This window comes from Pseudomonas sp. Irchel s3f19, assembly GCF_900187555.1.
Lineage (GTDB): Bacteria > Pseudomonadota > Gammaproteobacteria > Pseudomonadales > Pseudomonadaceae > Aquipseudomonas > Aquipseudomonas capeferrum.
In genome coordinates this window covers 320,631-341,349 of sequence record NZ_FYDW01000002.1, presented here as the reverse complement: position 1 = coordinate 341,349, position 20,719 = coordinate 320,631, and the positions used below count along the sequence as shown (strand labels likewise).

15 protein-coding genes are annotated in these 20,719 nt (G+C 63.1%); 12 read left to right on the top strand and 3 right to left on the bottom strand.

Annotated elements, in window-relative coordinates; translation table 11 throughout:
• Window positions 1-457 precede the first annotated feature (457 nt).
• Window positions 458-4,411, bottom strand: a complete 3,954-nt coding sequence (gene putA / locus CKW22_RS05490) for a trifunctional transcriptional regulator/proline dehydrogenase/L-glutamate gamma-semialdehyde dehydrogenase (protein ID WP_033701860.1) — start codon at window positions 4,409-4,411, stop codon at window positions 458-460.
• Between the two features lie 31 nt (window positions 4,412-4,442).
• Window positions 4,443-4,769, bottom strand: coding sequence for a hypothetical protein (locus CKW22_RS27225; protein WP_143500709.1), 327 nt, complete (start codon window positions 4,767-4,769; stop codon window positions 4,443-4,445).
• Between CKW22_RS27225 and putP the strand changes: the two genes are divergently transcribed.
• The 9 genes from putP to CKW22_RS05445 all read left to right on the top strand — a co-directional run bounded on the left by putP (window position 4,768) and on the right by CKW22_RS05445 (window position 15,455).
• Complete coding sequence (gene putP / locus CKW22_RS05485) at window positions 4,768-6,246, top strand: sodium/proline symporter PutP (protein ID WP_033701859.1); 1,479 nt, start codon at window positions 4,768-4,770, stop codon at window positions 6,244-6,246. The genes CKW22_RS27225 and putP overlap by 2 nt on opposite strands.
• Before the next feature lie 106 nt (window positions 6,247-6,352).
• Window positions 6,353-7,189, top strand: coding sequence for a 23S rRNA (adenine(2030)-N(6))-methyltransferase RlmJ (locus tag CKW22_RS05480; protein ID WP_033701858.1), 837 nt, complete (start codon window positions 6,353-6,355; stop codon window positions 7,187-7,189).
• A gap of 116 nt (window positions 7,190-7,305) precedes the next feature.
• Complete coding sequence (locus CKW22_RS05475) at window positions 7,306-9,063, top strand: carbamoyltransferase (RefSeq protein WP_027592485.1); 1,758 nt, start codon at window positions 7,306-7,308, stop codon at window positions 9,061-9,063.
• Complete coding sequence (locus CKW22_RS05470; protein WP_095063883.1) at window positions 9,047-10,177, top strand: glycosyltransferase; 1,131 nt, start codon at window positions 9,047-9,049, stop codon at window positions 10,175-10,177. Before CKW22_RS05475 ends, CKW22_RS05470 begins: the two co-directional genes overlap by 17 nt.
• Window positions 10,177-11,073, top strand: a complete 897-nt coding sequence (locus CKW22_RS05465) for an antimicrobial resistance protein Mig-14 (RefSeq protein ID WP_033701856.1) — start codon at window positions 10,177-10,179, stop codon at window positions 11,071-11,073. The genes CKW22_RS05470 and CKW22_RS05465 overlap by 1 nt, the downstream gene beginning before the upstream one ends.
• Window positions 11,070-12,473 carry a PIG-L deacetylase family protein gene (locus tag CKW22_RS05460; RefSeq protein WP_095063882.1) on the top strand — a complete coding sequence of 468 codons (1,404 nt, stop codon included), beginning with the start codon at window positions 11,070-11,072 and terminating at the stop codon, window positions 12,471-12,473. Before CKW22_RS05465 ends, CKW22_RS05460 begins: the two co-directional genes overlap by 4 nt.
• Window positions 12,474-12,521: 48 nt before the next feature.
• Complete coding sequence (locus CKW22_RS05455) at window positions 12,522-13,478, top strand: glycosyltransferase (protein WP_095063881.1); 957 nt, start codon at window positions 12,522-12,524, stop codon at window positions 13,476-13,478.
• Window positions 13,479-13,543: 65 nt separating this feature from the next.
• Entirely contained in the window at window positions 13,544-14,317 is a 774-nt protein-coding gene (locus CKW22_RS05450) for a glycosyltransferase family 2 protein (protein ID WP_033701853.1), read from the top strand.
• A 46-nt stretch (window positions 14,318-14,363) separates the two neighbouring features.
• Window positions 14,364-15,455, top strand: coding sequence for a glycosyltransferase (locus CKW22_RS05445; protein WP_033701852.1), 1,092 nt, complete (start codon window positions 14,364-14,366; stop codon window positions 15,453-15,455).
• A gap of 3 nt (window positions 15,456-15,458) precedes the next feature.
• On the opposite strand, the gene CKW22_RS05440 is transcribed toward CKW22_RS05445, so the two are convergent.
• Window positions 15,459-16,064 carry a lipopolysaccharide kinase InaA family protein gene (locus tag CKW22_RS05440; protein WP_033701851.1) on the bottom strand — a complete coding sequence of 202 codons (606 nt, stop codon included), beginning with the start codon at window positions 16,062-16,064 and terminating at the stop codon, window positions 15,459-15,461.
• Between the two features lie 101 nt (window positions 16,065-16,165).
• Between CKW22_RS05440 and CKW22_RS05435 the strand changes: the two genes are divergently transcribed.
• From CKW22_RS05435 to hldE, 3 genes are all read left to right on the top strand, one after another.
• Window positions 16,166-17,341: an O-antigen ligase gene (locus CKW22_RS05435; RefSeq protein ID WP_033701850.1), complete on the top strand. Its 1,176-nt coding sequence runs from the start codon at window positions 16,166-16,168 to the stop codon at window positions 17,339-17,341.
• Window positions 17,342-17,356: 15 nt separating this feature from the next.
• The gene (msbA, locus tag CKW22_RS05430; RefSeq protein ID WP_033702580.1) at window positions 17,357-19,165 is read left to right on the top strand and encodes a lipid A export permease/ATP-binding protein MsbA; all 1,809 of its coding nucleotides are present in this window, start codon (window positions 17,357-17,359) and stop codon (window positions 19,163-19,165) included.
• Window positions 19,166-19,295: 130 nt separating this feature from the next.
• Entirely contained in the window at window positions 19,296-20,717 is a 1,422-nt protein-coding gene (gene hldE / locus CKW22_RS05425; RefSeq protein WP_033701849.1) for a bifunctional D-glycero-beta-D-manno-heptose-7-phosphate kinase/D-glycero-beta-D-manno-heptose 1-phosphate adenylyltransferase HldE, read from the top strand.
• Window positions 20,718-20,719: the final 2 nt, after the last annotated feature.

The window sequence follows — 20,719 nt, the reverse complement described above, 5'->3', positions numbered from 1 at the left end:
GGTCCTTGGGCGGGGTTGGACCGAGTCTAGGATTTAAATAGAGGTGGGAGACAGGTTAATAGGTGGGGGTGATATGGGTTTAGAAGGTGTGGGGGCGGGCAGGCGCTAGCCGTGACGTATTTGCTGGTCCTGAGATCGAGCGCCGCCCGCGCGGCGCATCGCGAGCCAGCTCGCTCCTACATTTGTTTCGGGCCAGTGAGGCCTATGGCATTTGCGCGCGACCGCCTTGTTCGCACGACGCAATATCGAGGCGAACACCAAGGAGCCGCGCGCCAATACCTCAGGAATAATTGGCCCGAAACAAATGTAGGAGCGGCCTTGCGTCGCGATGCGCCGCGCGGGCGGCGCTCGATCTCGAGCGCGCCCGAGAAGCCAGTGGCATGCACCTGGTGGCCGTAACACCAAACCCATAAAAAAAGGAGAGCCTAAGCTCTCCTTCTTCACCAACCGTCAGCTATCAACCAATGGTCATCAAGCTGGCATTACCCCCAGCAGCAGCGGTATTCACACTCACCGCCCGCTCGATCACCAAGCGCTCCAGCGCAATCTGATGATCCCCGCTGGACAACCCGTGCACCCCGACGATCGCCCCGGCGCGCTTGGCCACCTGCTGGCAAACGCCACGCAGCTGGTCCGAGTCACCATGGTGGATCACGGCATCGAACGCCACGTCATCCTTGTTCCAGTCTGCCACCAGCTTGACCTTGCCCTGCAGCTCCTTCGGCAGGCGGCCGCGCAGGCCTTTGCCTGGCTCGCCATCCACCCACACCGCCGAGCTGCCAACGGCCAGCACCGCGGCAAACTGCGCCAGCAGGTCAGCCTCGTTGTCCGCCAGGCACAGCACGTGCTCGCGCGGCAGGATGGTGTAGCTGTTGCGCTCGCCGGTAGGCCCTGGCAGCAGGCGGGCGATGCCGCTCTGCGACTGGCCGGCGAACTGTGTGCACAGCGCGGCCAGGTCGGCCTGTTGGTTGCTCTCGGCCCAGGCCTTGAGACTGTGCAGCGGCTTGATCAACTGCTCGTGCAGGGTGCGGTCCGGCTTGCCTTCGCCATCCTGAAGCTGGAAGTGACGGCCAATCGCGTCAGCCGGGCGGGTCGACAGCAGGCGGTACAGGTACAGCGGGCCACCAGCTTTCGGGCCGGTACCAGACAGGCCTTCACCACCGAACGGCTGCACGCCCACCACCGCACCAACGATGTTGCGGTTGACGTACATGTTGCCGGCGTTGGCGTTCTCCACCACCTTGGCAATGGTCTCGTCGATGCGGGTGTGCACGCCGAGGGTCAGGCCGTAGCCGGAGTTGTTGATCTGCTCGATCAACTGGTCGAGGTTGCGGCGGTTGTAGCGCACCACGTGCAGCACCGGGCCGAAGATCTCGCGCTTGAGCTCATCGAAGCTGTCCAGCTCGATCAGGGTCGGCATGACGAAGGTGCCGCGCTTGACCTCGCCAGCATCGGCGATGGCGACCTGGTACACCGAGCGGCCTTTTTCACGCATGCCCTGGATGTGTTTTTCAATACCCGCCTTGGCTTCGGCGTCAATCACCGGGCCAATGTCCACGGCCAGGCGGTCCGGGTTGCCCAGGCGGTTTTCGGCCATGGCACCCTTGAGCATTTCGATCACGCGGTCGGCAGAATCTTCCTGCAGGCACAGTACGCGCAGGGCCGAGCAACGCTGGCCGGCGCTGTCGAAGGCCGAGGACACCACGTCGATCACCACCTGCTCGGTCAGCGCCGAGGAGTCGACGATCATCGCGTTCTGGCCGCCGGTTTCGGCGATCAGCGGGATCGGCCGGCCCTGGTTGTCCAGGCGCCCGGCGACGTTGCGCTGCAGCAGACGGGCGACTTCGGTGGAGCCGGTGAACATCACGCCTTTGACGCGCTCGTCACCGACCAGGCCAGCACCCACGGTCTCGCCACGGCCTGGCAGCAGTTGCAGGACGCCTTCGGGAATGCCGGCCTCAAGCAGCAGGCGCACGGCCTGGGCCGCGATCAGCGGGGTCTGTTCGGCAGGCTTGGCCAAGACCGGGTTACCGGCCGCCAGGGCAGCGGCCACCTGGCCGGTGAAGATCGCCAGTGGGAAGTTCCACGGGCTGATGCAGACCACCGGGCCCAGCGGGCGGTGGGCGTCGTTGCTGAAGTCGTTGCGTGCCTGCACCGCGTAGTAGCGCAGGAAGTCCACGGCCTCGCGCACTTCGGCGATGGCGTTGGCGAAGGTCTTGCCGGCTTCGCGGATGAGCAGGCCCATCAGCGGCTGGATCTCGGCTTCCATCAGGTCGGCGGTGCGCTCCAGTATCGCAGCGCGCTCGGCGGGCGGGGTGGCCTGCCAGATCGGCGCGGCGTTGAGTGCGCACTGGATGGCGTTGTCGACGTCGGCAACGGTGGCTTCCTGAACATGGCCGACCACGTCGCGGTGGTCTGCCGGGTTCAGTACCGGTGCTACGGCTGCTTCACTGGCGGCGCAGGCCAGCAGCGGGGTGGCTTTCCAGTCGTTGTGGGCGGTGGCCAGCATGGCGCAGGACAGCGACGCCAGGCGGTGTTCGTTGGCCATGTCGATACCGGCCGAGTTGGCCCGCTCGCTGCCATACAGCTCACGCGGCAGCGGAATGCGCGGGTGCGGCAGGCCGAGGCTGCCTTCCTGGGTACCCATGCGCTCGATGCTGGCGACCGGGTCGGCGACCAGTTCCTGGATGGAAATGGAATGGTCGGCAATGCGGTTGACGAACGAGGTGTTGGCGCCGTTTTCCAGCAAGCGGCGGACCAGGTAGGCCAGCAGGGTTTCGTGGGTGCCGACCGGCGCGTACACGCGGCACGGGCGGTTCAGCTTGCCTTCGGAGATCTTGCCGACCACTTGTTCGTACAGTGGCTCGCCCATGCCGTGCAGGCACTGGAACTCGTACTGGCCTGGGTAATAGTTCTGGCCGGCGATGTGGTAGATGGCCGACAGGGTGTGGGCGTTGTGCGTGGCGAACTGCGGGTAGATGGCTTCGGGTACTGCCAGCAGCTTGCGTGCACAGGCAACGTAGGAAACGTCGGTGTACACCTTGCGGGTATAGACTGGGTAGCCTTCCAGGCCTTCAACCTGGGCGCGCTTGATCTCGCTGTCCCAATAGGCGCCTTTCACCAGGCGGATCATCAGGCGGTGGCGGCTGCGCTTGGCCAGGTCGATGACATAGTCGATGACGTACGGGCAGCGCTTCTGGTAGGCCTGGATAACGAAACCAATGCCGTTCCAGCCAGCCAGCGAAGGTTCGAAGCACAGGCGCTCGAGCAGGTCGAGCGACAGCTCCAGGCGGTCGGCCTCTTCGGCGTCGATGTTCAGGCCGATGTCGTATTGCTTGGCCAGCAGGGTCAGCGACAGCAGGCGCGGGTACAGCTCTTCCATCACGCGCTCGTACTGGGCGCGGCTGTAGCGTGGGTGCAGCGCCGACAGTTTGATCGAGATGCCTGGGCCTTCATAGATGCCGCGGCCATGGGAGGCTTTGCCGATCGAGTGGATGGCCTGCTCGTAGGACGCCAGGTACTTCTGGGCGTCGTGCTCGGTCAGTGCAGCTTCGCCGAGCATGTCGTAGGAATAACGGAAACCCTTGGCCTCGAAACGGCTGGCGTTGGCCAGGGCTTCGGCGATGGTTTCGCCGGTGACAAACTGCTCGCCCATCAGGCGCATCGCCATGTCGACGCCCTTGCGGATCATCGGCTCGCCGCTTTTGCCGATGATGCGGGTAAGCGACGAGGTCAGGCCAGACTCATTATGGGTAGACACCAGCTTGCCGGTCAGCAACAGCCCCCAGGTGGCGGCGTTGACGAACAGCGACGGGCTGTTGCCCAGGTGCGGCTGCCAGTTGCCGTTGCTGATCTTGTCGCGGATCAGCGCGTCACGGGTGCCTTTGTCGGGGATGCGCAGCAAGGCTTCGGCCAGGCACATCAGCGCCACGCCTTCCTGGGACGACAGCGAGAACTCTTGCAGCAGCCCTTGGACGATGCCGGCACGCCCGCCTGCGCTCTTCTGGTTGCGCAGTTTCTCGGCGATGCCGGCGGCCAGTTTGTTGGTGGCCTCTGCCAGCGGCGCACTCAGGCGAGCCTGCTCCAGCAGCATCGGGATGACTTCCTGCTCGGGGCGGCGATAGGCGGCAGTGATGGCCGAACGCAGGACCGATTGCGGCAGGATGCTCTCGGCGAACTCGAGGAAGCACTGGTGAGCATGGTCGGGCTGGATTTCGCCCGCGTCGTCGGCCAGGTTGCTGGCCTGACCGTTCAGTTCGGTCAGGGTGGCGCCACCCTCGAGCTTCTCCAGGTAGTTGAAGATCGCTTGCTTGATCAACCAGTGCGGCGTGCGGTCGATGGACTGCGCAGCTGCTTTGAGTCGCTCACGGGTAGGGTCATCAAGTTTGACCCCAAGGGTGGTCGTCGCCATTTCTTATCCTCGTTATTGCCACGGTTGTGGCCTAAGCTGACGCCAAGAGTATCTGTAGGGCAATTCGGGTGCAACCAGGTGCAACCCGTTTTTTTGGCAGAAAAGGTGCAACTCGTCCGGCGAACATTCCTACACGTAATAAAGGGTTGTTTATGGTGCGTTTTAATCTGAAAAACGCGGTTTTTGCTCCAAAAAGGAGCAAAAAGTAGGCAATAACTGAAAATGCATAAGTAGGTGCAACTACAGGAAGAAAAATGGTTGCACCTCGTTTGTGTTGTTGCATAGGATTCGTCGCCTGGGTGCAACCACCTCGTTGTGGTTGTGCATGAAATAAAAACAAACGCCAGGGCACACGCATGGGCAATCCACTAACGATCACCTTCGTGATCTACATCGCGGCAATGGTGCTGATCGGCTTCGCCGCCTATCGCGCCACCAATAACCTTTCCGACTACATCCTTGGCGGGCGCAGCTTGGGCAGTGTGGTTACCGCGCTTTCCGCCGGTGCCTCCGACATGAGCGGCTGGCTGTTGATGGGCCTGCCGGGCGCCATCTACTTCTCGGGCCTTTCCGAAGCCTGGATCGCCATCGGCCTGACCGTTGGTGCCTACCTGAACTGGCTGTTCGTTGCCGGCCGCCTGCGGGTGCAGACCGAGCACAACGGCGATGCACTGACGCTGCCGGACTACTTCGCCAGCCGTTTCGAAGACCAAAGCGGCCTGCTGCGGATCATCTCGGCCATCGTCATCCTGGTGTTCTTCACCATCTATTGCGCCTCTGGCATCGTGGCCGGTGCTCGTTTGTTCGAAAGCACGTTCGGCATGCCGTATGAAACCGCGCTGTGGGCCGGTGCTGCGGCGACCATCGCCTACACCTTCGTCGGTGGCTTCCTGGCGGTGAGCTGGACCGATACCGTGCAGGCATCGCTGATGATCTTCGCGCTGATCCTTACCCCGATCATCGTGCTGATCTCCACCGGTGGCGTCGACACCACCTTCCTGGCCATCGAGGCGCAGAACCCGGCCAACTTCGACATGCTCAAAGGTGCAACCTTCGTCGGCATCATCTCGCTGATGGGCTGGGGCCTGGGTTACTTCGGGCAGCCGCACATCCTGGCGCGCTTCATGGCCGCCGATTCGGTCAAGTCGATCGCCAAGGCACGCCGCATCTCCATGACCTGGATGATCCTGTGCCTGGCTGGCACCTGCGCCGTGGGCTTCTTCGGCATCGCCTACTTCTCGGCGCACCCTGACCTGGCAGGCCCGGTCACCGAGAACCGCGAGCGCGTGTTCATCGAGCTGGCGAAGATCCTGTTCAACCCATGGATCGCCGGTGTGCTGCTGTCGGCCATCCTGGCGGCGGTGATGAGCACCCTGAGCTGCCAGTTGCTGGTTTGCTCCAGTGCCTTGACCGAAGACTTCTATAAAGCCTTCCTGCGCAAGAATGCCTCGCAGCGCGAGCTGGTCTGGGTTGGCCGCCTGATGGTGCTGGCCGTGGCGCTGATCGCCATCGCCATGGCAGCCGACCCGGACAACCGTGTACTGGGCCTGGTGGCTTATGCCTGGGCAGGCTTCGGTGCTGCCTTTGGTCCGGTGGTGCTGATCTCGGTGCTGTGGAAGGGCATGACCCGTAACGGTGCCCTGGCCGGTATCGTGGTGGGGGCGCTGACCGTGATCGTGTGGAAGCAGATCGATGTCTGGGGCCTGTACGAAATCATCCCGGGCTTCCTGTTGGGCAGCATCGCCATCATTCTGGTGAGCAAGCTGGGCAGCCCATCGCAAGCGATGGTGCAGCGCTTCGAGACGGCCGACGCGGCGTATCACGCCGACAAGTAATACCTGTTGAATGAGCGGTGCCTGCTTCGCGGGCGCCGCTGATCGACAGCCAGGCCTGACTCCGCCTGCAAGGCAAGGTAAACTTGCCACCCCCGCAGGAGTTGCCATGAATTATCGTCACGCCTTCCACGCCGGCAACCACGCCGACGTCCTCAAGCACATCGTGCTGACCCGCCTCATCGCCCTGATGTCGCGCAAGGAGCAGCCGTTCGCCTATATCGACACCCACGCAGGCCTTGGACTGTATGACTTGCAGGGCGACCAGGCGACCCGCACCGGTGAATACCTCGAGGGCGTTGCCCGGCTGTGGAATCGCGACGACCTGCCGGCCATGGCCGGCGATTACCTGCGCATCATCAAGCGGCTCAATGCCGATGGCGAACTGCGTTACTACCCAGGCTCGCCAGAGCTCGCCCGCCGCCTGATGCGTCAGCAGGACCGCGCCCTGCTCAACGAGAAGCACCCCGAAGACGGGCCGCTGCTCAAAGAGAACATGAAGAAGGACCCGCGCGTATTCGTGCACCTGGGCGAGGGCTGGCATGTGCCGCGTGCCCTGCTGCCGGTGCAGGAAAAACGCGCGATCATGCTGATCGACCCGCCGTTCGAGCAGGCCGATGAGCTCAAGCGCTGCACCAACTCGATGAAAGAGGCAATCGGGCGCATGCGCCAGACTGTCGCGGCCATCTGGTACCCGATCAAGGATCAGCGCTCGCTGACCCGCTTTTATCAGGACCTGACCAGCACCGGCGCGCCCAAGCTGTTGCGTGTCGAGTTGTACGTGCACCACCAGGACAGCCCGCAGGGGCTCAATGGCTCTGGCCTGGCCATTGCCAACCCGCCGTGGGGGCTGGAAGAAGAGCTCCACGAGCTGCTGCCGTGGTTGGCCAAAGAGCTGGCGCAAACCGCTGGCAGCTACCGGATGGACTGGCTGATCGCCGAATAACCAGGCGCCTACAAGGGGCGGTGTGTCCTTGTTGTTTGCGTTATAATCCCGCCCTTTAGCCGCCATCCGCCCACAAGGCCGCTGGCGCATCTCTACCGAATGAAGAGGCTAATCCCTTGGCATTGACGATTCTTGGCCTGTCCGGCGCCCTTAGCCATGACCCTTCCGCGGCCCTGTACATTGACGGCAAGCTGATTGCCGCCGCCGAAGAAGAGCGCTTCGTGCGTGACAAGCATGCGAAGAACCGCATGCCCTACGAGTCGGCGAAGTTCTGCCTGGAGCAGGCGGGCATCAAACCGTCCGACGTCGACGTGGTAGCCATTCCGTTTGCCCCGATCAGCCTGTTCGGCAAAGCCCGCTGGCACTATGCCAAGCGTTACTGGTACGCCCCGGACCGCGCCCTCGACGCGATCCTGATGGGCAACCGCCGCTACAAGCGCTACCGCAAGAAGATCGTCTGGTGCCTGGAGCAATTGGGTTTCGACCCGAAAAAGGTCAAGATCGAGCCGGTCGAGCACCACCTGGCCCACGCCTCCAGCGCCTACCACTGCTCGGGCTTCAAGGAAAAAACCGCGATCCTCGGCATCGACGGTAAGGGCGAGTACGCCACCACCTTCTTCGGCTACGGCGAAAACGGCAAGATCCACAAGATCAAGGAGTTCTTCGATCCGGACTCCCTGGGCGGCCTGTATGGCGCGATCACCGAGTTCCTCGGTTTCGAGATGCTCGACGGCGAGTTCAAGGTCATGGGCATGGCGCCGTACGGCGATGCCAGCAAGTATGACTTCTCGCGCCTGGCCAGCTTCGAGAACGGCGAGTTGGTGATCAACACCGAATACGCCAACGTCATCGGCCTGCGCCGCTATAAAGAGAAGGGCAAGGGCTTCTACTTCTCGCCGAAGCTGATCGAATGGCTGGGCCCCAAGCGCGAAGGCGACATTGCCGACGAGCCGTACATCCACTACGCAGCCAGCATGCAGGCGCTGTTCGAAAAGTTGGCCCTGCAGATGATCGACCATTACCTGGGCGACACCTTGAAGCAGACTGGCAAGCTGGCTTTCGCCGGCGGCTGCGCGCTGAACGTCAAGCTCAACCAGAAGATCATCGCCCGCCCGGATGTGAAGGAGCTGTTCGTCCAGCCGGCATCCGGTGACGCCGGTACTGCGGTGGGTGCTGCTGCTTATGTTTCCCACGCCCGTGGCGTGCCGGTCGAGAAGATGGAGCACGTCTACCTCGGCCCGTCGTACTCCAACGAGGACGTGATCGCCGCCTGCGCCCGTCACCCGGACCAGCCGAAGTGGCGCAAGCTCGACAACATGCCAGAGCAGATCGCCAAAATCATGGTCGACGGCAACCCGGTGGCCTGGTTCCAGGGCCGCATGGAGTTCGGCCCACGCGCCCTGGGCGGTCGTTCGATCATCGGTTGCCCGAGCGTCGAAGGCGTGGCTGACCGCATCAACCACCAGATCAAGTTCCGCGAGCGCTGGAGGCCTTTCTGCCCGTCGATGCTCGACACCGTCGCGCCGCAGATGATCAAGGTCGACCACCCGGCGCCCTTCATGACCTTCACCTTCGAAGTGGCTGAAGAGTGGAAAACCCGTGTGCCGGAAGTGGTCCACGAGGACGGCACTTCGCGTGCCCAGGTGCTGAAGCGCGAGTACAACCCGCGCTACTACGACATGATGAAGGCACTGGAAAACCTGACCGGCAACGGCGTCTCGCTGAACACCTCGCTGAACCGTCGTGGTGAACCGATGATCTGCTCGCCGACCGATGCCTTGAACATGTTCTTTGGCTCGGACCTGCAGTATCTGATCATGGAAGACATCCTGGTAGTGAAGGACGGCGCGGCCGCGTATGACCAGCCGCTCTGAACCGCGCATCCTGCAGTTCTGCCATGGCTATGACGGGCCGTTCCTGGACTGTGCCCGTCAGTACGCCAGCCTGTTTCAGGGGCGTGGCTACCAGGTCACCACGGTATTTCTCACCGGCGCCGCCGACCCGCAGGTTGCGGCGGGCTGCGCGTCGGACGAGGTGCTGTTTCTGGAGTTCAGCTCCAAGGCTGTGCGTGGCCTGAAGCTCGGCGCCATCCGCGCCTTGCGGCGGATTGCTGCCGAGCGCAATTTCAGTTTCTGCATCGCCCACCGGTTCAAGCCGATCTATGTGGCATTGCTGGGTACCGGCCTACCGGTAATCGGCGTGCACCATGCCTTTGGCGACTATCAGCGCAAGGGGCGGCGGCTGTTTGCCAGCCTGTTCAGCAAGCGCCTGAGCCTGCTGGGTGTTTCGGATGCGGTGCGTGACGACATGCGCCGTTGCCTGCCGCAGTGGCCGGCCGAACGCATCCAGACCCTGTACAACCGTATCGACATCCAGGCCCTGCAAGCGGCATTGGTGCCGCGTGAAGCGGCGCGCCAGGCCCTTGGCCTGGACCCTCAGGCGTGGATTGTCGGCAATGTCGGGCGCCTGCACCCGGACAAGGACCAGGCCACGCTGTTGCGTGGTTTTGCCGAAGCGCTGCCGGGGCTTCCCGCAGGCGCGCGCCTGGCGATTCTGGGTAAAGGCCGCCTCGAAGCCCAACTCAAGGCATTGGCGGCCGAGCTCGGCATTGCCGGCCAGGTGGATTTCCTCGGCCAGGTGCCGGACGCGCGGCGCTATTTCAAGGCGTTCGATGTGTTTGCCCTGAGTTCCGATCATGAGCCGTTCGGCATGGTCCTGCTCGAAGCCATGGTCGCGGGCGTACCACTGCTGGCCACGGCCTGTGGTGGGGCACGCGAAGTGGTCGAGGGTGTGGGTGTGCTGTTCCCCCTTGGCGATAATGCGCAGCTGGCTCAAGGCCTGAAGCACATGGCCGCGCTAGACGACCAGCAGCGCGAGGCGTGCGCCGAGCACATGCTGCAACGCCTGCACCAGCGCTTCTCTGACTCGGCGGTACGCGAAGCCTTCTGGCAACTGCCGCAGGTGCGTGCCTTGGTGGCGAAGGCGTGATGCTTAATCGTATTCAAGCCTTCCGCGAGCGCGGCTGGCAAGTCATCGACGCCAAGGCGTATGCCGAGGCTTGGGCGCGGTTTGGTGGCAGCGTTGCCACCCATCCGCGGGTGGTCGAGCAGTTGGCTGAGCTGGCGCAGATCCCCGTGCGCTACCTGGGTTGGCTGCAAGACGGCGAGTTGAAAGCGGCGATTCCGACTTGGGGGCGCCACCTGGCGCTGTCCAAGGACGTGCTCAAGCGCGCGGGCAAGAAGGGCCTGTTCGACCTGGGCAATGCCGAGATCATCCTGCCGGCCGCCGCCGATGCCAGCGCGCCGCTGCGCCATGCCGCGCGTTACCTGTCCGAGCTGAATCAGGGTCGTTTTACCGGCCTCAAGGCACAGACCGAGCAGTTGGCCATGGCCCGCGCTCATGAAGACCTGTCTAAGAAGTTCCGCTACAACCAGCGCCGCGAGTTGCGCCTGCTGGAAGAGGCGGGCGGGGTGGTGCGGCCGATTAGTGACTTCGACGCCGGCCAGATAGCCGCCATGTACCGTGACCTCTTCCAGCGCCGCTGGGGCTTCCCGGCTACCGGCGCCGAGCGCCTGGCCGAGGTGCTCGAGCGTTTACGCGAGCTGCTGATCGGTTCGGTGCTGCTGCTGGACGACAAACCGATCGCGATTCAGCTGGTGTACCGGGTCGAAGCGCCCGAGTGGATCAGCGTCGAGTACGTCAACGGCGGCGTCGACCCCGAGACCAAGGCATTCAGCCCCGGTAGCGTGCTGAGCTTCCTCAACACCCAGGCAGCCTGGGAAGACGCCCGCGCACGTAACAAGCCACTGCGGTTCTCGTTCGGCCGTGCCGACCGCGAGTACAAGGATCGCTGGTGCAACCCCGTGCCGGTGTTCCAGGCGTGAGCCGCAAGCAGCAATTGCTCAAGCACCATCGGCGCAACAAGCGCCTGGGCCTGCTTGCCGGCCTGGTCGCACTGATCGCGCTGGGGGTACTGGCCTGGTGGTGGCTGCCGCTCTTGCTGCTGCCGTTGGTCTGGGCCGCCCATGAGGCCTGGTTCGCCGATCACTTGTTCTACGCACCCGGCGAGGATTACGCCTACAACTTCGGTGAGCAAACCCGCGCGGCGGCGGTCAGCCTGCAGGGTGGGCTGCTGCAGGCCGATGCGACACTGCAAGGTGACGAGACCCTCGTCCTGGAACTGCGGATAAAGAGCACCTGGCTGGGGCGCTTTCTCGACCCGCGGGTGGAGCTTTCTGCGGATGCGCTGAGTGATCGGCAAACCTTCGAGCGCGGCGTCAACGGGGTGCGCTTCCTGAACCTGACCGGCATGGCCTTGCCGCTCAAGGCCGGCACGCTGCGTGTGCGTGGCCGCTATTGCCAGCTGCAGGGCGAACCGCGCCTGTGGATAACCCCCAGCGTCGAGTTGCAGCGCCGCCGCGTCATGGTGATTGCGCCGCATGCCGATGATGCCGAGCTAGCGGCTTATGGGCTGTACAGCCAGGCTGACGAAACCTGGGTGGTCACCCTGACTGCCGGCGAGATCGAAGCCGAGCACTATCAGAAAATGGGCCTGGGCAAGGCCCAGGCGGCACGCCTGAAAGGGCGCTTGCGCGCCTGGGACAGCATTGCCGTGCCGCGCTGGGCTGGCGTGCCGCAATCGCGCTGCGTGCAGTTGGGCTACTTCTGCCTGCAACTGCCCGCCATGCAGGCCGCGCCAGATGTACCAGCGGCTTCACGCGAAGCCGACATGGCTGATATCCGCCCGTTCCGCCAGTTCAATCCGTTCCCGCTGCCGGCCGACAATGACGGTGCGCCGACCTGGCACAACCTGCTGGCCGACCTGCGTGCGCTGTTGGCAATGGCCAAGCCCGAGGTGCTGGTCATGCCGCACCCGCAACTCGACCCGCACCCCGATCATGTCTGTGCCCAGGCGGCCGTGCTGGAAGCCTTGCAAGGCCTGGCGTGGCAGCCGCAAACGCTGCTGTGCTACGCCAATCACCTGCATGACAACGACCGCTGGCCGATGGGTGACAGCGGCGACGGTGTGGCCTTGCCACCACAACTGAGTGCCGAGCAGCCGTGGGCACCGTGCTCGCTGGTGCTGGACGTGCCGACCCAGCACGACAAAGCCATGGCCCTGGGCATGATGCACGACCTGCAGCCTCCCGCGCCGTTCAAACGCCGCCTGCGGCGGTTGTTGCAACGCTGGCTTGCCGGGCGCAGGCCGTCGCCCTATGGCGAAAACGAATTCTTCCGCAAGGCTGTGCGCCGGCATGAACTGTTCTGGCGCCGTGAGCTGTAAACAATGCCCATGGTTGACCGCGATGGCGCAGCGCGCCCAAGGAAAGCAATGAAAGTCTTATTTCTGGTGCAGAAGGAACAGCGGGCGATCCTCGACCGCCTGTACGATGGCGTCGCGGCCAACTGCGAATGTGACCTGCGCTGGCTGACCAGTGAAGACCAGCGTAACCTGCGCCGCTACTTCAAGCGTGAAGTGCAGGTGGAGCGTTACGACCGCATCGTGTTCTTCCTGCGCTTCAAGCAGGAAATCCGCCAAGTGGCGTTCATCCAGACGGTGCCAAACCTGGTCATCCTCGAACATGACGCCTACCAGAACTACATCCCCTGCAAGTACACCGGCAAGTTCAGCGCGCATTACCGCAAACTGCCGTGGGCGCGGGTGATCAGTTCGGGCTACATGGTCAGCGAGCGCCTGCGCCAGGAAGGCTTTGACGCGGTATTCGTGCCCAAGGGCTACGATGAGCAGCTGCTGACCGACCAGGGACGTGAGCGCGATATCGACCTGGCGTTCGTCGGCAGCACCAACAGCGTTGCCTACAGCGGGCGCAAGGCGCTGCTGGACGAGTTGGGGCGGGTCGAGAACCTGGTGGTGACCCGCACCAAGTCGGGTGAGGACTATTGCAACACGCTCAACCGTATTCGTTTCTTCGTCAGTGCCGATGTCGGCATGGGCGAGTACATGATCAAGAACTTCGAGGCCATGGCCTGTGGCTGTGTGTTGCTGGCGTTCGACCAGGGCGAGGAAGAAAACCGCGCCCTGGGCCTGCAGGACATGCACAACGTGGTGTTCTATGACAGCATCCCGACCCTCCAGGAAAAGCTGCGCAGTTTGCGCGCCGACCCTGCGCTGGCCCAGCGGATTGCTGAAAATGGCCGCCATCTGGCGGTTTCTCGTTTCAGTTTCGGTGAAGTTGGACGTAGCATCGTCGACCACATGCGCCCTGCGCTCAGGCCTCATCCGCCGTTGTCTGCCTGGCAGCGGCTACGTCTGAAACTGGGCATTTAATAAAGCACTTTCGTGCCTACGGAGCGGGTGCTGGAAGTCGATTGTCGCAATGCGGAGGGAGTCCGGTGCGCTTTTCAAATGAGAGTGATGTCACGCTGGTCGTGACCAGCTGTGGGCGGTTCGATCTGCTCAAAGACACCCTTGAGAGTTTCGATCGCTACAACACCGCGCCCATTCGCGAAGTCTTCATCACCGAAGATTCCGGTGACGATGCCGTGCATGGGGCAGTGCCAGAGCACTGGAAACCGCATTGCAAGGTGTTCGTCAATCGGCCGAAGCTGGGCCAGCTGCCGTCGATCGACCTGGCTTACAGCCACGTCAAGACGCCTTACATCTTCCATTGCGAGGATGACTGGCATTTCTACCGGCAGGGCTTTGTCGAAGATTCCCGGGCGATCCTGGAGGTCAGTCCCAACCTGCTGCAGGTCTGGCTGCGCAGCCATGCCCATGACCTGTCCGTGCACAGCCCTTACATCCACCTGGGCGACCGTCAGGTGATCGCGGGCGTGCCTTGCTACCCACTGCTTTCCGAAAAAGCGGAGTGGCAAGCGTTTTCGCTCAACCCCGGCCTGCGTCGTTTGAGCGATTATCAGCGCTGTGCACCATTTGCCGCCTATGCTGGAGAAAAGGCGCTTTCCCGTCGTTATGCTGAGTTAAATCTGACAGCGGTCACCTTGGAGGGTGATGCAGTATTGCACACAGGATTTGGTAATCACGTGACCTTGCCCATAGAAGTGGAGCGCAAGGCCAAACGTCGTCAACGTGATCGGATAAAGCTGGCATTGACGCTGGTGGCAGGTGCCGTGATCGGCATGGGTATCACCATTTTTGTTCAATGAAGTCGCAGTCCCACCTGACTTTGAGCGGGAGAGGGGCGCTAACCCCATGAACATCGTCAATATGATGTGGGCAGGCGGTTCGCCGTACATGTCCATCCACAAGGTTCACCGACAGGTGCTGTCCCACGCCGGGCCCGATGCCAGGATCAGCAACTGGCTGCTGTTGGGCAGCGGGCTGTGCTGTGGGCTCGGCTCGACCCGGGAGTGGCACATGCCGCCGCGTGCGCTCAAGGGCCGGCACCTGTGGCGCCTGCTGCGGCCGTGGCTGCGCATGCGCCTGCGCAAGGCGCTGGCCGAGGCCCAGGCCGAGATCGTGCTGCTCGACGGTGTCGGCGTGGCAAGGCTGGTGCTGCCGCTGCTGCAGCAGATTCCCGAGGTGCGTGCCAAGGTACTGTTCCACGGCAAGACGCGCCTGACGGCGAGTGATATCCGCCTGTTGCGGGCATTGCCCGCCGAGCGCTTGAGCATCGCAGCGGTTTCGCACACGCTTGCCGAAGCCCTGGAGCACGACCTTGGGCGGCCGGTACAGACCCTGCGCATGGCCCTCGACCCTCGGGCCTTCGTCGAAACGCTGTTGAGCCGCGAGCAGGCCAGGCAGGCACTGGCGTTGCGGCCAGGCAGCGGCCAGGTGCTCGGTGCGGTGGGGCGGCTGGTCGAAAGCAAGGGCTTTGAAATGCTGATCGAGGCGTTTGCCAAGGCCGTTGTCGACAAGCCCGACCTGCAGATGGCAATCATTGGTGAAGGCCCTCTGCATGCCGTGCTGCAAGCGCGCATCGACGAACTGGGCCTGGCCGGGCAGGTCCATCTGTGCGGCCATCGTGAAGACCTGCAGCGGCTGTACCGGGCATTTGACTGGCTACTGGTGCCTTCGCGTTCGGAGGGCCTGGGGCTGGTGGTGCAAGAGGCGGTGATGGCCGACGTGCCGGTGGTGTGCAGTGACCTGCTGGTGTTCCGTGAGCAGTTGCTGGACACCGGTGGCTACCTGCCCATTGCCGATGAGCATGCCTGGGCCGAGGCGATAGCGCGCTGCAGCCTGCCAGACGCCGCAGCCGTGGCCGCCCGACAACGCCAGGCACTGGCGCCGGAGCAGGCCTGGCAAGCCTTCCAGAATGGCTCGCAAAACCTGCTGCGAGGTTGACCCTCAGCGGGCCAGCAGGGCTGCCTCGAAGTCGGCGAGGGGGAACTGGTCACCCAGGTTCTCCCGCTCGATGTAGCGCACCATGTGCTGCACGTTGCGACGAATCATGCGGGCAGATAACGGCGGGCGCAGGAACCGCATGTCGGCCACATCAATCAACCCCAGGCGCTGATCGGGGGTGACCACGACATTGCCCAGGTGCAGTGAGCGGAAGTAGACACCCGCGCGGTGCAACTGGCGTATGAGTTCGATCAATCGCGGCAGATAGGTGTCCCAGCTGAAGTCGGCGTCGCGCGACATCTGCAGCAGGGTCCGCCCGGGCAGCGGGCGATACAGCACCGCGGTTCTGCCGGGCAGGTCGAGTTTGTGCTGGCTGATCACCTCGAGGGTGGGAATGCCCAATTGCGCCAGTCGCGCGGCGTTGTCGACGAAGCGCTGCGAGTAGGGGCGCAACAGGGCAGATGAAATCAATCGTTTACGGCGAAAAACCTTAAGGAAATTACCATCCTTGAGCAGGTAGACTTTGGCGCCATGGCTGTCTGCCTCTAGCACCTGTGCGCCTAGTGTCAGCTGATCGAAGTCGATCTGGGTGAGCCGGGAGCATTGCATGAATAGAGCCTTGTCGTCTGGCGAGCAAAATGACCGGCAATAATGCCGAAAATAATGCGGTAGCACCATGGATGGTGTCTTTGATTCATCGGGGGAAAAGGATGTTGTATGAAAAACGCTGGGCTCGGGCCTGGTTAGGTTTGGGTCTGGTCTGGTTCCTGGCGGCAATTGCATTGGCGCCCAGCAACAAGATCTACCAGCAAGGGCTGGTGTTGTTTTTGTGGTTACCGACGCTCGTGCTGGCGTGGTCTGCCCGGCAGGTGTTTGCCCAGGCCTGGCGGCGTCAGCCGGCATTGTGGGGCAGTATCTTGTTGCTGCTGGCCTGGAGCGGGTTGAGCCTGGCCTGGTCGCCGGCCGAAGAGCCGGGGCGTGAAATCAAGCGCCTGATCTACATTCTGGTCTTCCTGATGGCGTTCCCGTTGCTGGCCCAGCTGGGGCTGGCCCGGATCCGCCAGTTGTTGCTGCTGGGGAGTGGCCTTTTGGCCTTCGCCGCGCTGGTGTCGATCATCAACTTCTACGGGTTGCAGGGCAAATCGCTGCTGGCCCGGCTGGCAGGTATCGGTGAAATTTCACACCCCATCCTGGGTGCCTATGTGGTCGGGGCCGCCGCGCTGTTCCTGTTGTACGAGCCGCCGCAAAAGCGTGGCATGCAGTTGCTGTGGCTGGCGGCGCTGGCCTGCCTGGGCGCGTTTGCAGTGCTCAGCCAGAGCCGCGGGGCGATCCTGGCCCTGGTGATCACGGTGGTGATGGCGCCGCTGTGGTTCCGTGATCGTCACAGCCGGGTGTTCTCGATCCTGGCGGTCATCGCCACGGGCGCTGCGTTCTATGTGATGTACGACCTGATCGCCAAGCGCGGCTCGTCCTACCGGCCGGAGATTTTCCATGCGGTGGTGGACATGATTGCCGCCCATCCTTGGACAGGCCTGGGCCTGGGCGCTGGGTACGATGTGAGCGCAGTCGGCAAGCACTTCGACCATACCCACAACATGTTCACCCACGTTGCGGTGGAAATGGGCCTGCCCGGCATGCTGCTGTGGGTGACCGTGTGGCTGTACACCCTCGGTGAAATCGTCCGGGCCCGTGCCACACTGTTCGGCAAGGTACTCTTGTGCTTCTGGGTCTACTCGACCCTGGCCATGCAGTTCGATGCCGCCAGCCTGACCGGTACGCCGCGTGCGGAGTGGTTCATCAGCTGGTTGCCGGTCGGCCTGGCCATGTTGTTGCCCTGGGGGCGTGCCGAAAATGAAGCCTGTGGTAAAATTTCCGGTTCAACCTGAACAGCGAGCTCGATGATGGCCGAAACACCGCGAACCGCGGAGCACACCTCCAGCCTGAAGATCTACTTCCGGCTGTTGAGCTACGTGAAACCCTATGCCGGCATTTTCCTGTTGAGCATCGTCGGTTTCGTGATCTTCGCCTCGACCCAGCCAATGCTGGCCGGCATTCTCAAGTATTTCGTCGATGGCCTGAGCAATCCGCAAGCGGTGTTGTTCCCTACCGTGCCCTACCTGCGCGACCTGCAGTTGCTGCAGGCGGTGCCACTGCTGATCATCCTGATCGCGGCCTGGCAGGGGTTGGGCTCGTTCCTGGGTAACTACTTCCTGGCCAAGGTTTCGTTGTGCCTGGTGCATGACCTGCGGGTCGAGTTGTTCAACAAATTGCTGGTGCTGCCCAACCGCTACTTCGACAACCACAACTCGGGCCATCTGATCTCGCGCATCACCTTCAACGTGACCATGGTCACCGGTGCCGCGACCGATGCGATCAAGGTGGTGATCCGCGAGGGCCTGACGGTTGTCTTCCTGTTTGCCTACCTGCTGTGGATGAACTGGCACCTGACCCTGGTCATGGTTGCCATCCTGCCGGTGATCGCGGTGATGGTCAGCGTCGCCAGCAAGAAATTCCGCAAGCAGAGCAAAAAAATCCAGGTGGCCATGGGGGATGTGACCCACGTCGCCTCCGAGACCATCCAGGGTTATCGCGTGGTGCGCAGCTTTGGTGGCGAGGCCTACGAACAGCAGCGCTTTGGCCGCGCCAGCCAGAGCAACACCGACAAGCAGCTGCGCATGACCAAGACCGGCTCGCTGTACACGCCGATGCTGCAGCTGGTGATCTACAGCGCCATGGCCGCCTTGATGTTCCTGGTGCTGTACCTCCGTGGTGACTCCACCGCCGGTGACCTGGTGGCCTACATCACCGCAGCGGGCTTGTTGCCGAAACCGATTCGCCAGCTTTCCGAAGTCAGCTCGACCATCCAGAAAGGCCTGGCAGGCGCAGAAAGCATCTTCGAGCAGCTCGACGAAGAGCCTGAAGTGGACAGCGGCACCATCGAGAAGGCAAAGGTCGAAGGCCGTCTGGAAGTGCGTGATCTCAGCTTCACCTACCCAGGCACCGACCGTGAGGTGTTGAGCGACATCAGCTTCGTCGCCGAGCCGGGGCAGATGATCGCCCTGGTGGGCCGCTCTGGCAGTGGCAAGTCGACCCTGGCGGCATTGATTCCACGTTTCTATCACCACGACAAGGGGCAGATTCTGCTCGATGGCGTGGAGATCGAAAACTATCGCCTGCGCAACTTGCGTCGCCATGTTTCCCAGGTTACCCAGCACGTCACCTTGTTCAACGACACCGTCGCCAACAACATTGCCTACGGTGACCTGGCCGGTGCGCCGCGTGAACACATCGAGGCTGCGGCTGCAGATGCCTACGCCAAGGAGTTCGTCGACAAGCTGCCGAAGGGCTTCGACACCGAGGTCGGCGAGAACGGCGTGCTGCTCTCCGGCGGCCAGCGCCAACGCCTGGCCATTGCTCGGGCGCTGCTCAAGGACGCGCCGTTGTTGATTCTCGACGAGGCGACTTCGGCGCTGGATACCGAGTCCGAGCGGCACATCCAGGCGGCACTCGACCATGTGATGGAGGGCCGTACCACGTTGGTGATCGCCCACCGCCTGTCGACCATCGAAAAGGCCGACATGATCCTGGTCATGGACCAGGGCCGCCTGGTCGAGCGTGGCACCCATGCCGAGCTGCTTCAGGCTAATGGCCATTATGCCCGCCTGCATGCCATGGGCCTGGATGAGCCGGCCAAGGCCGATATCACCTGAACCTCTTTGATCGGGGCCGTGCCGGCCCCGATTGTCACCGGAATTTTCAAGGGCCCGATCTGGCCGTAAAGCCGTCGCTTGCCCTGTGCTAATATCCTGCCCCTGTTCATTATTTTCATATGGGTTGCCCATGAAGTTGTCCATGCCGCGTTTCGATCAAGCCCCGGTACTGGTGGTCGGCGATGTCATGCTCGACCGCTACTGGCATGGCGGTACTTCGCGTATCTCGCCTGAAGCGCCAGTCCCGGTGGTCAAGGTCGATCAGATCGAGGATCGCCCCGGCGGCGCGGCCAACGTTGCCTTGAACATCGCCGCCCTGGGTGCGCCCGCGTCGCTGATCGGTGTTACCGGCCAGGACGAGGCGGCCGACAGCCTGGCCAACAGCCTGCAAGCTGCGGGCGTGCGCTCGGTGTTCCAGCGCATCGCGCACCAGCCGACCATCGTCAAGCTGCGGGTCATGAGCCGCCACCAGCAGCTGCTGCGTATCGATTTCGAAGAACCGTTCGCCACCGACCCGCTCTCGCTGGGTACGGAGGTCGACAGCCTGCTCGATGGCGTCAAGGTGCTGGTGTTGTCCGACTATGGCAAAGGCGCGCTGAAGAACCACCAGAGCCTGATCCAGGCTGCACGCGCCAAGGGTATTCCAGTATTGGCCGACCCCAAGGGCAAGGATTTCTCCATTTACCGCGGCGCCAGCCTGATCACCCCGAACCTCAGCGAGTTCGAAACCATCGTTGGCCGTTGCGCCGATGAGGCAGAGCTGGTCGCCAAAGGCCTGCAGTTGCTGCTGGACCTGGACCTTGGCGCCTTGCTGGTGACCCGTGGCGAGCACGGCATGACCTTGTTGCGTACGGGCCACCCCGCACTGCACCTGCCGGCCCGCGCCCGCGAAGTGTTCGATGTCACCGGTGCCGGCGACACGGTGATCTCCACCCTCGCGGCGGCCATCGCGGCCGGTGAAGACCTGCCGCACGCGGTGGCCCTGGCCAACCTGGCGGCGGGTATCGTGGTCGGCAAGCTGGGTACCGCCGCCATCAGCGCCCCTGAGCTGCGCCGGGCGATCCAGCGCGAAGAGGGCTCCGAGCGCGGGGTGCTGGGCCTCGAGCAGTTGCTGCTGGCGATCGATGATGCGCGTGCGCACAACGAGAAGATCGTCTTCACCAACGGCTGCTTCGACATTCTGCATGCCGGCCATGTCACCTACCTGGAGCAGGCGCGTGCCCAGGGCGACCGGCTGATCGTCGCGGTCAACGACGATGCGTCGGTCAGCCGCCTGAAAGGCCCGGGCCGCCCGATCAACAGCGTCGACCGCCGCATGGCGGTGCTGGCAGGGCTGGGGGCGGTGGATTGGGTGATCAGCTTCCCCGAGGGTACGCCGGAAAACCTGCTGAGCCAGGTCAAGCCGGATGTGCTGGTCAAGGGCGGCGACTATGGCATCGACCAGGTGGTGGGTGCCGACATCGTCAAGGCCTATGGCGGCACCGTGAAGGTGCTGGGGCTCGTCGAGAACAGCTCGACCACAGCCATTGTCGAGAAGATCCGCAAAAACTGATG

Bases quoted from the DNA above. Each gene is read 5' to 3' on its own strand.
- putP (WP_033701859.1), top strand. From the start codon at position 4,768: ATGGGCAATCCACTAACGATCACCTTCGTGATCTACATCGCGGCAATG.
- CKW22_RS05445 (WP_033701852.1), top strand. From the start codon at position 14,364: ATGAACATCGTCAATATGATGTGGGCAGGCGGTTCGCCGTACATGTCC.
- msbA (WP_033702580.1), top strand. From the start codon at position 17,357: ATGGCCGAAACACCGCGAACCGCGGAGCACACCTCCAGCCTGAAGATC.
- CKW22_RS05480 (WP_033701858.1), top strand. From the start codon at position 6,353: ATGAATTATCGTCACGCCTTCCACGCCGGCAACCACGCCGACGTCCTC.
- CKW22_RS05435 (WP_033701850.1), top strand. From the start codon at position 16,166: ATGTTGTATGAAAAACGCTGGGCTCGGGCCTGGTTAGGTTTGGGTCTG.
- putA (WP_033701860.1), bottom strand. From the start codon at position 4,411: ATGGCGACGACCACCCTTGGGGTCAAACTTGATGACCCTACCCGTGAG.
- CKW22_RS05455 (WP_095063881.1), top strand. From the start codon at position 12,522: ATGAAAGTCTTATTTCTGGTGCAGAAGGAACAGCGGGCGATCCTCGAC.
- CKW22_RS05440 (WP_033701851.1), bottom strand. From the start codon at position 16,064: ATGCAATGCTCCCGGCTCACCCAGATCGACTTCGATCAGCTGACACTA.
- CKW22_RS05465 (WP_033701856.1), top strand. From the start codon at position 10,177: ATGCTTAATCGTATTCAAGCCTTCCGCGAGCGCGGCTGGCAAGTCATC.
- CKW22_RS27225 (WP_143500709.1), bottom strand. From the start codon at position 4,769: ATGCGTGTGCCCTGGCGTTTGTTTTTATTTCATGCACAACCACAACGA.
- hldE (WP_033701849.1), top strand. From the start codon at position 19,296: ATGAAGTTGTCCATGCCGCGTTTCGATCAAGCCCCGGTACTGGTGGTC.
- CKW22_RS05470 (WP_095063883.1), top strand. From the start codon at position 9,047: ATGACCAGCCGCTCTGAACCGCGCATCCTGCAGTTCTGCCATGGCTAT.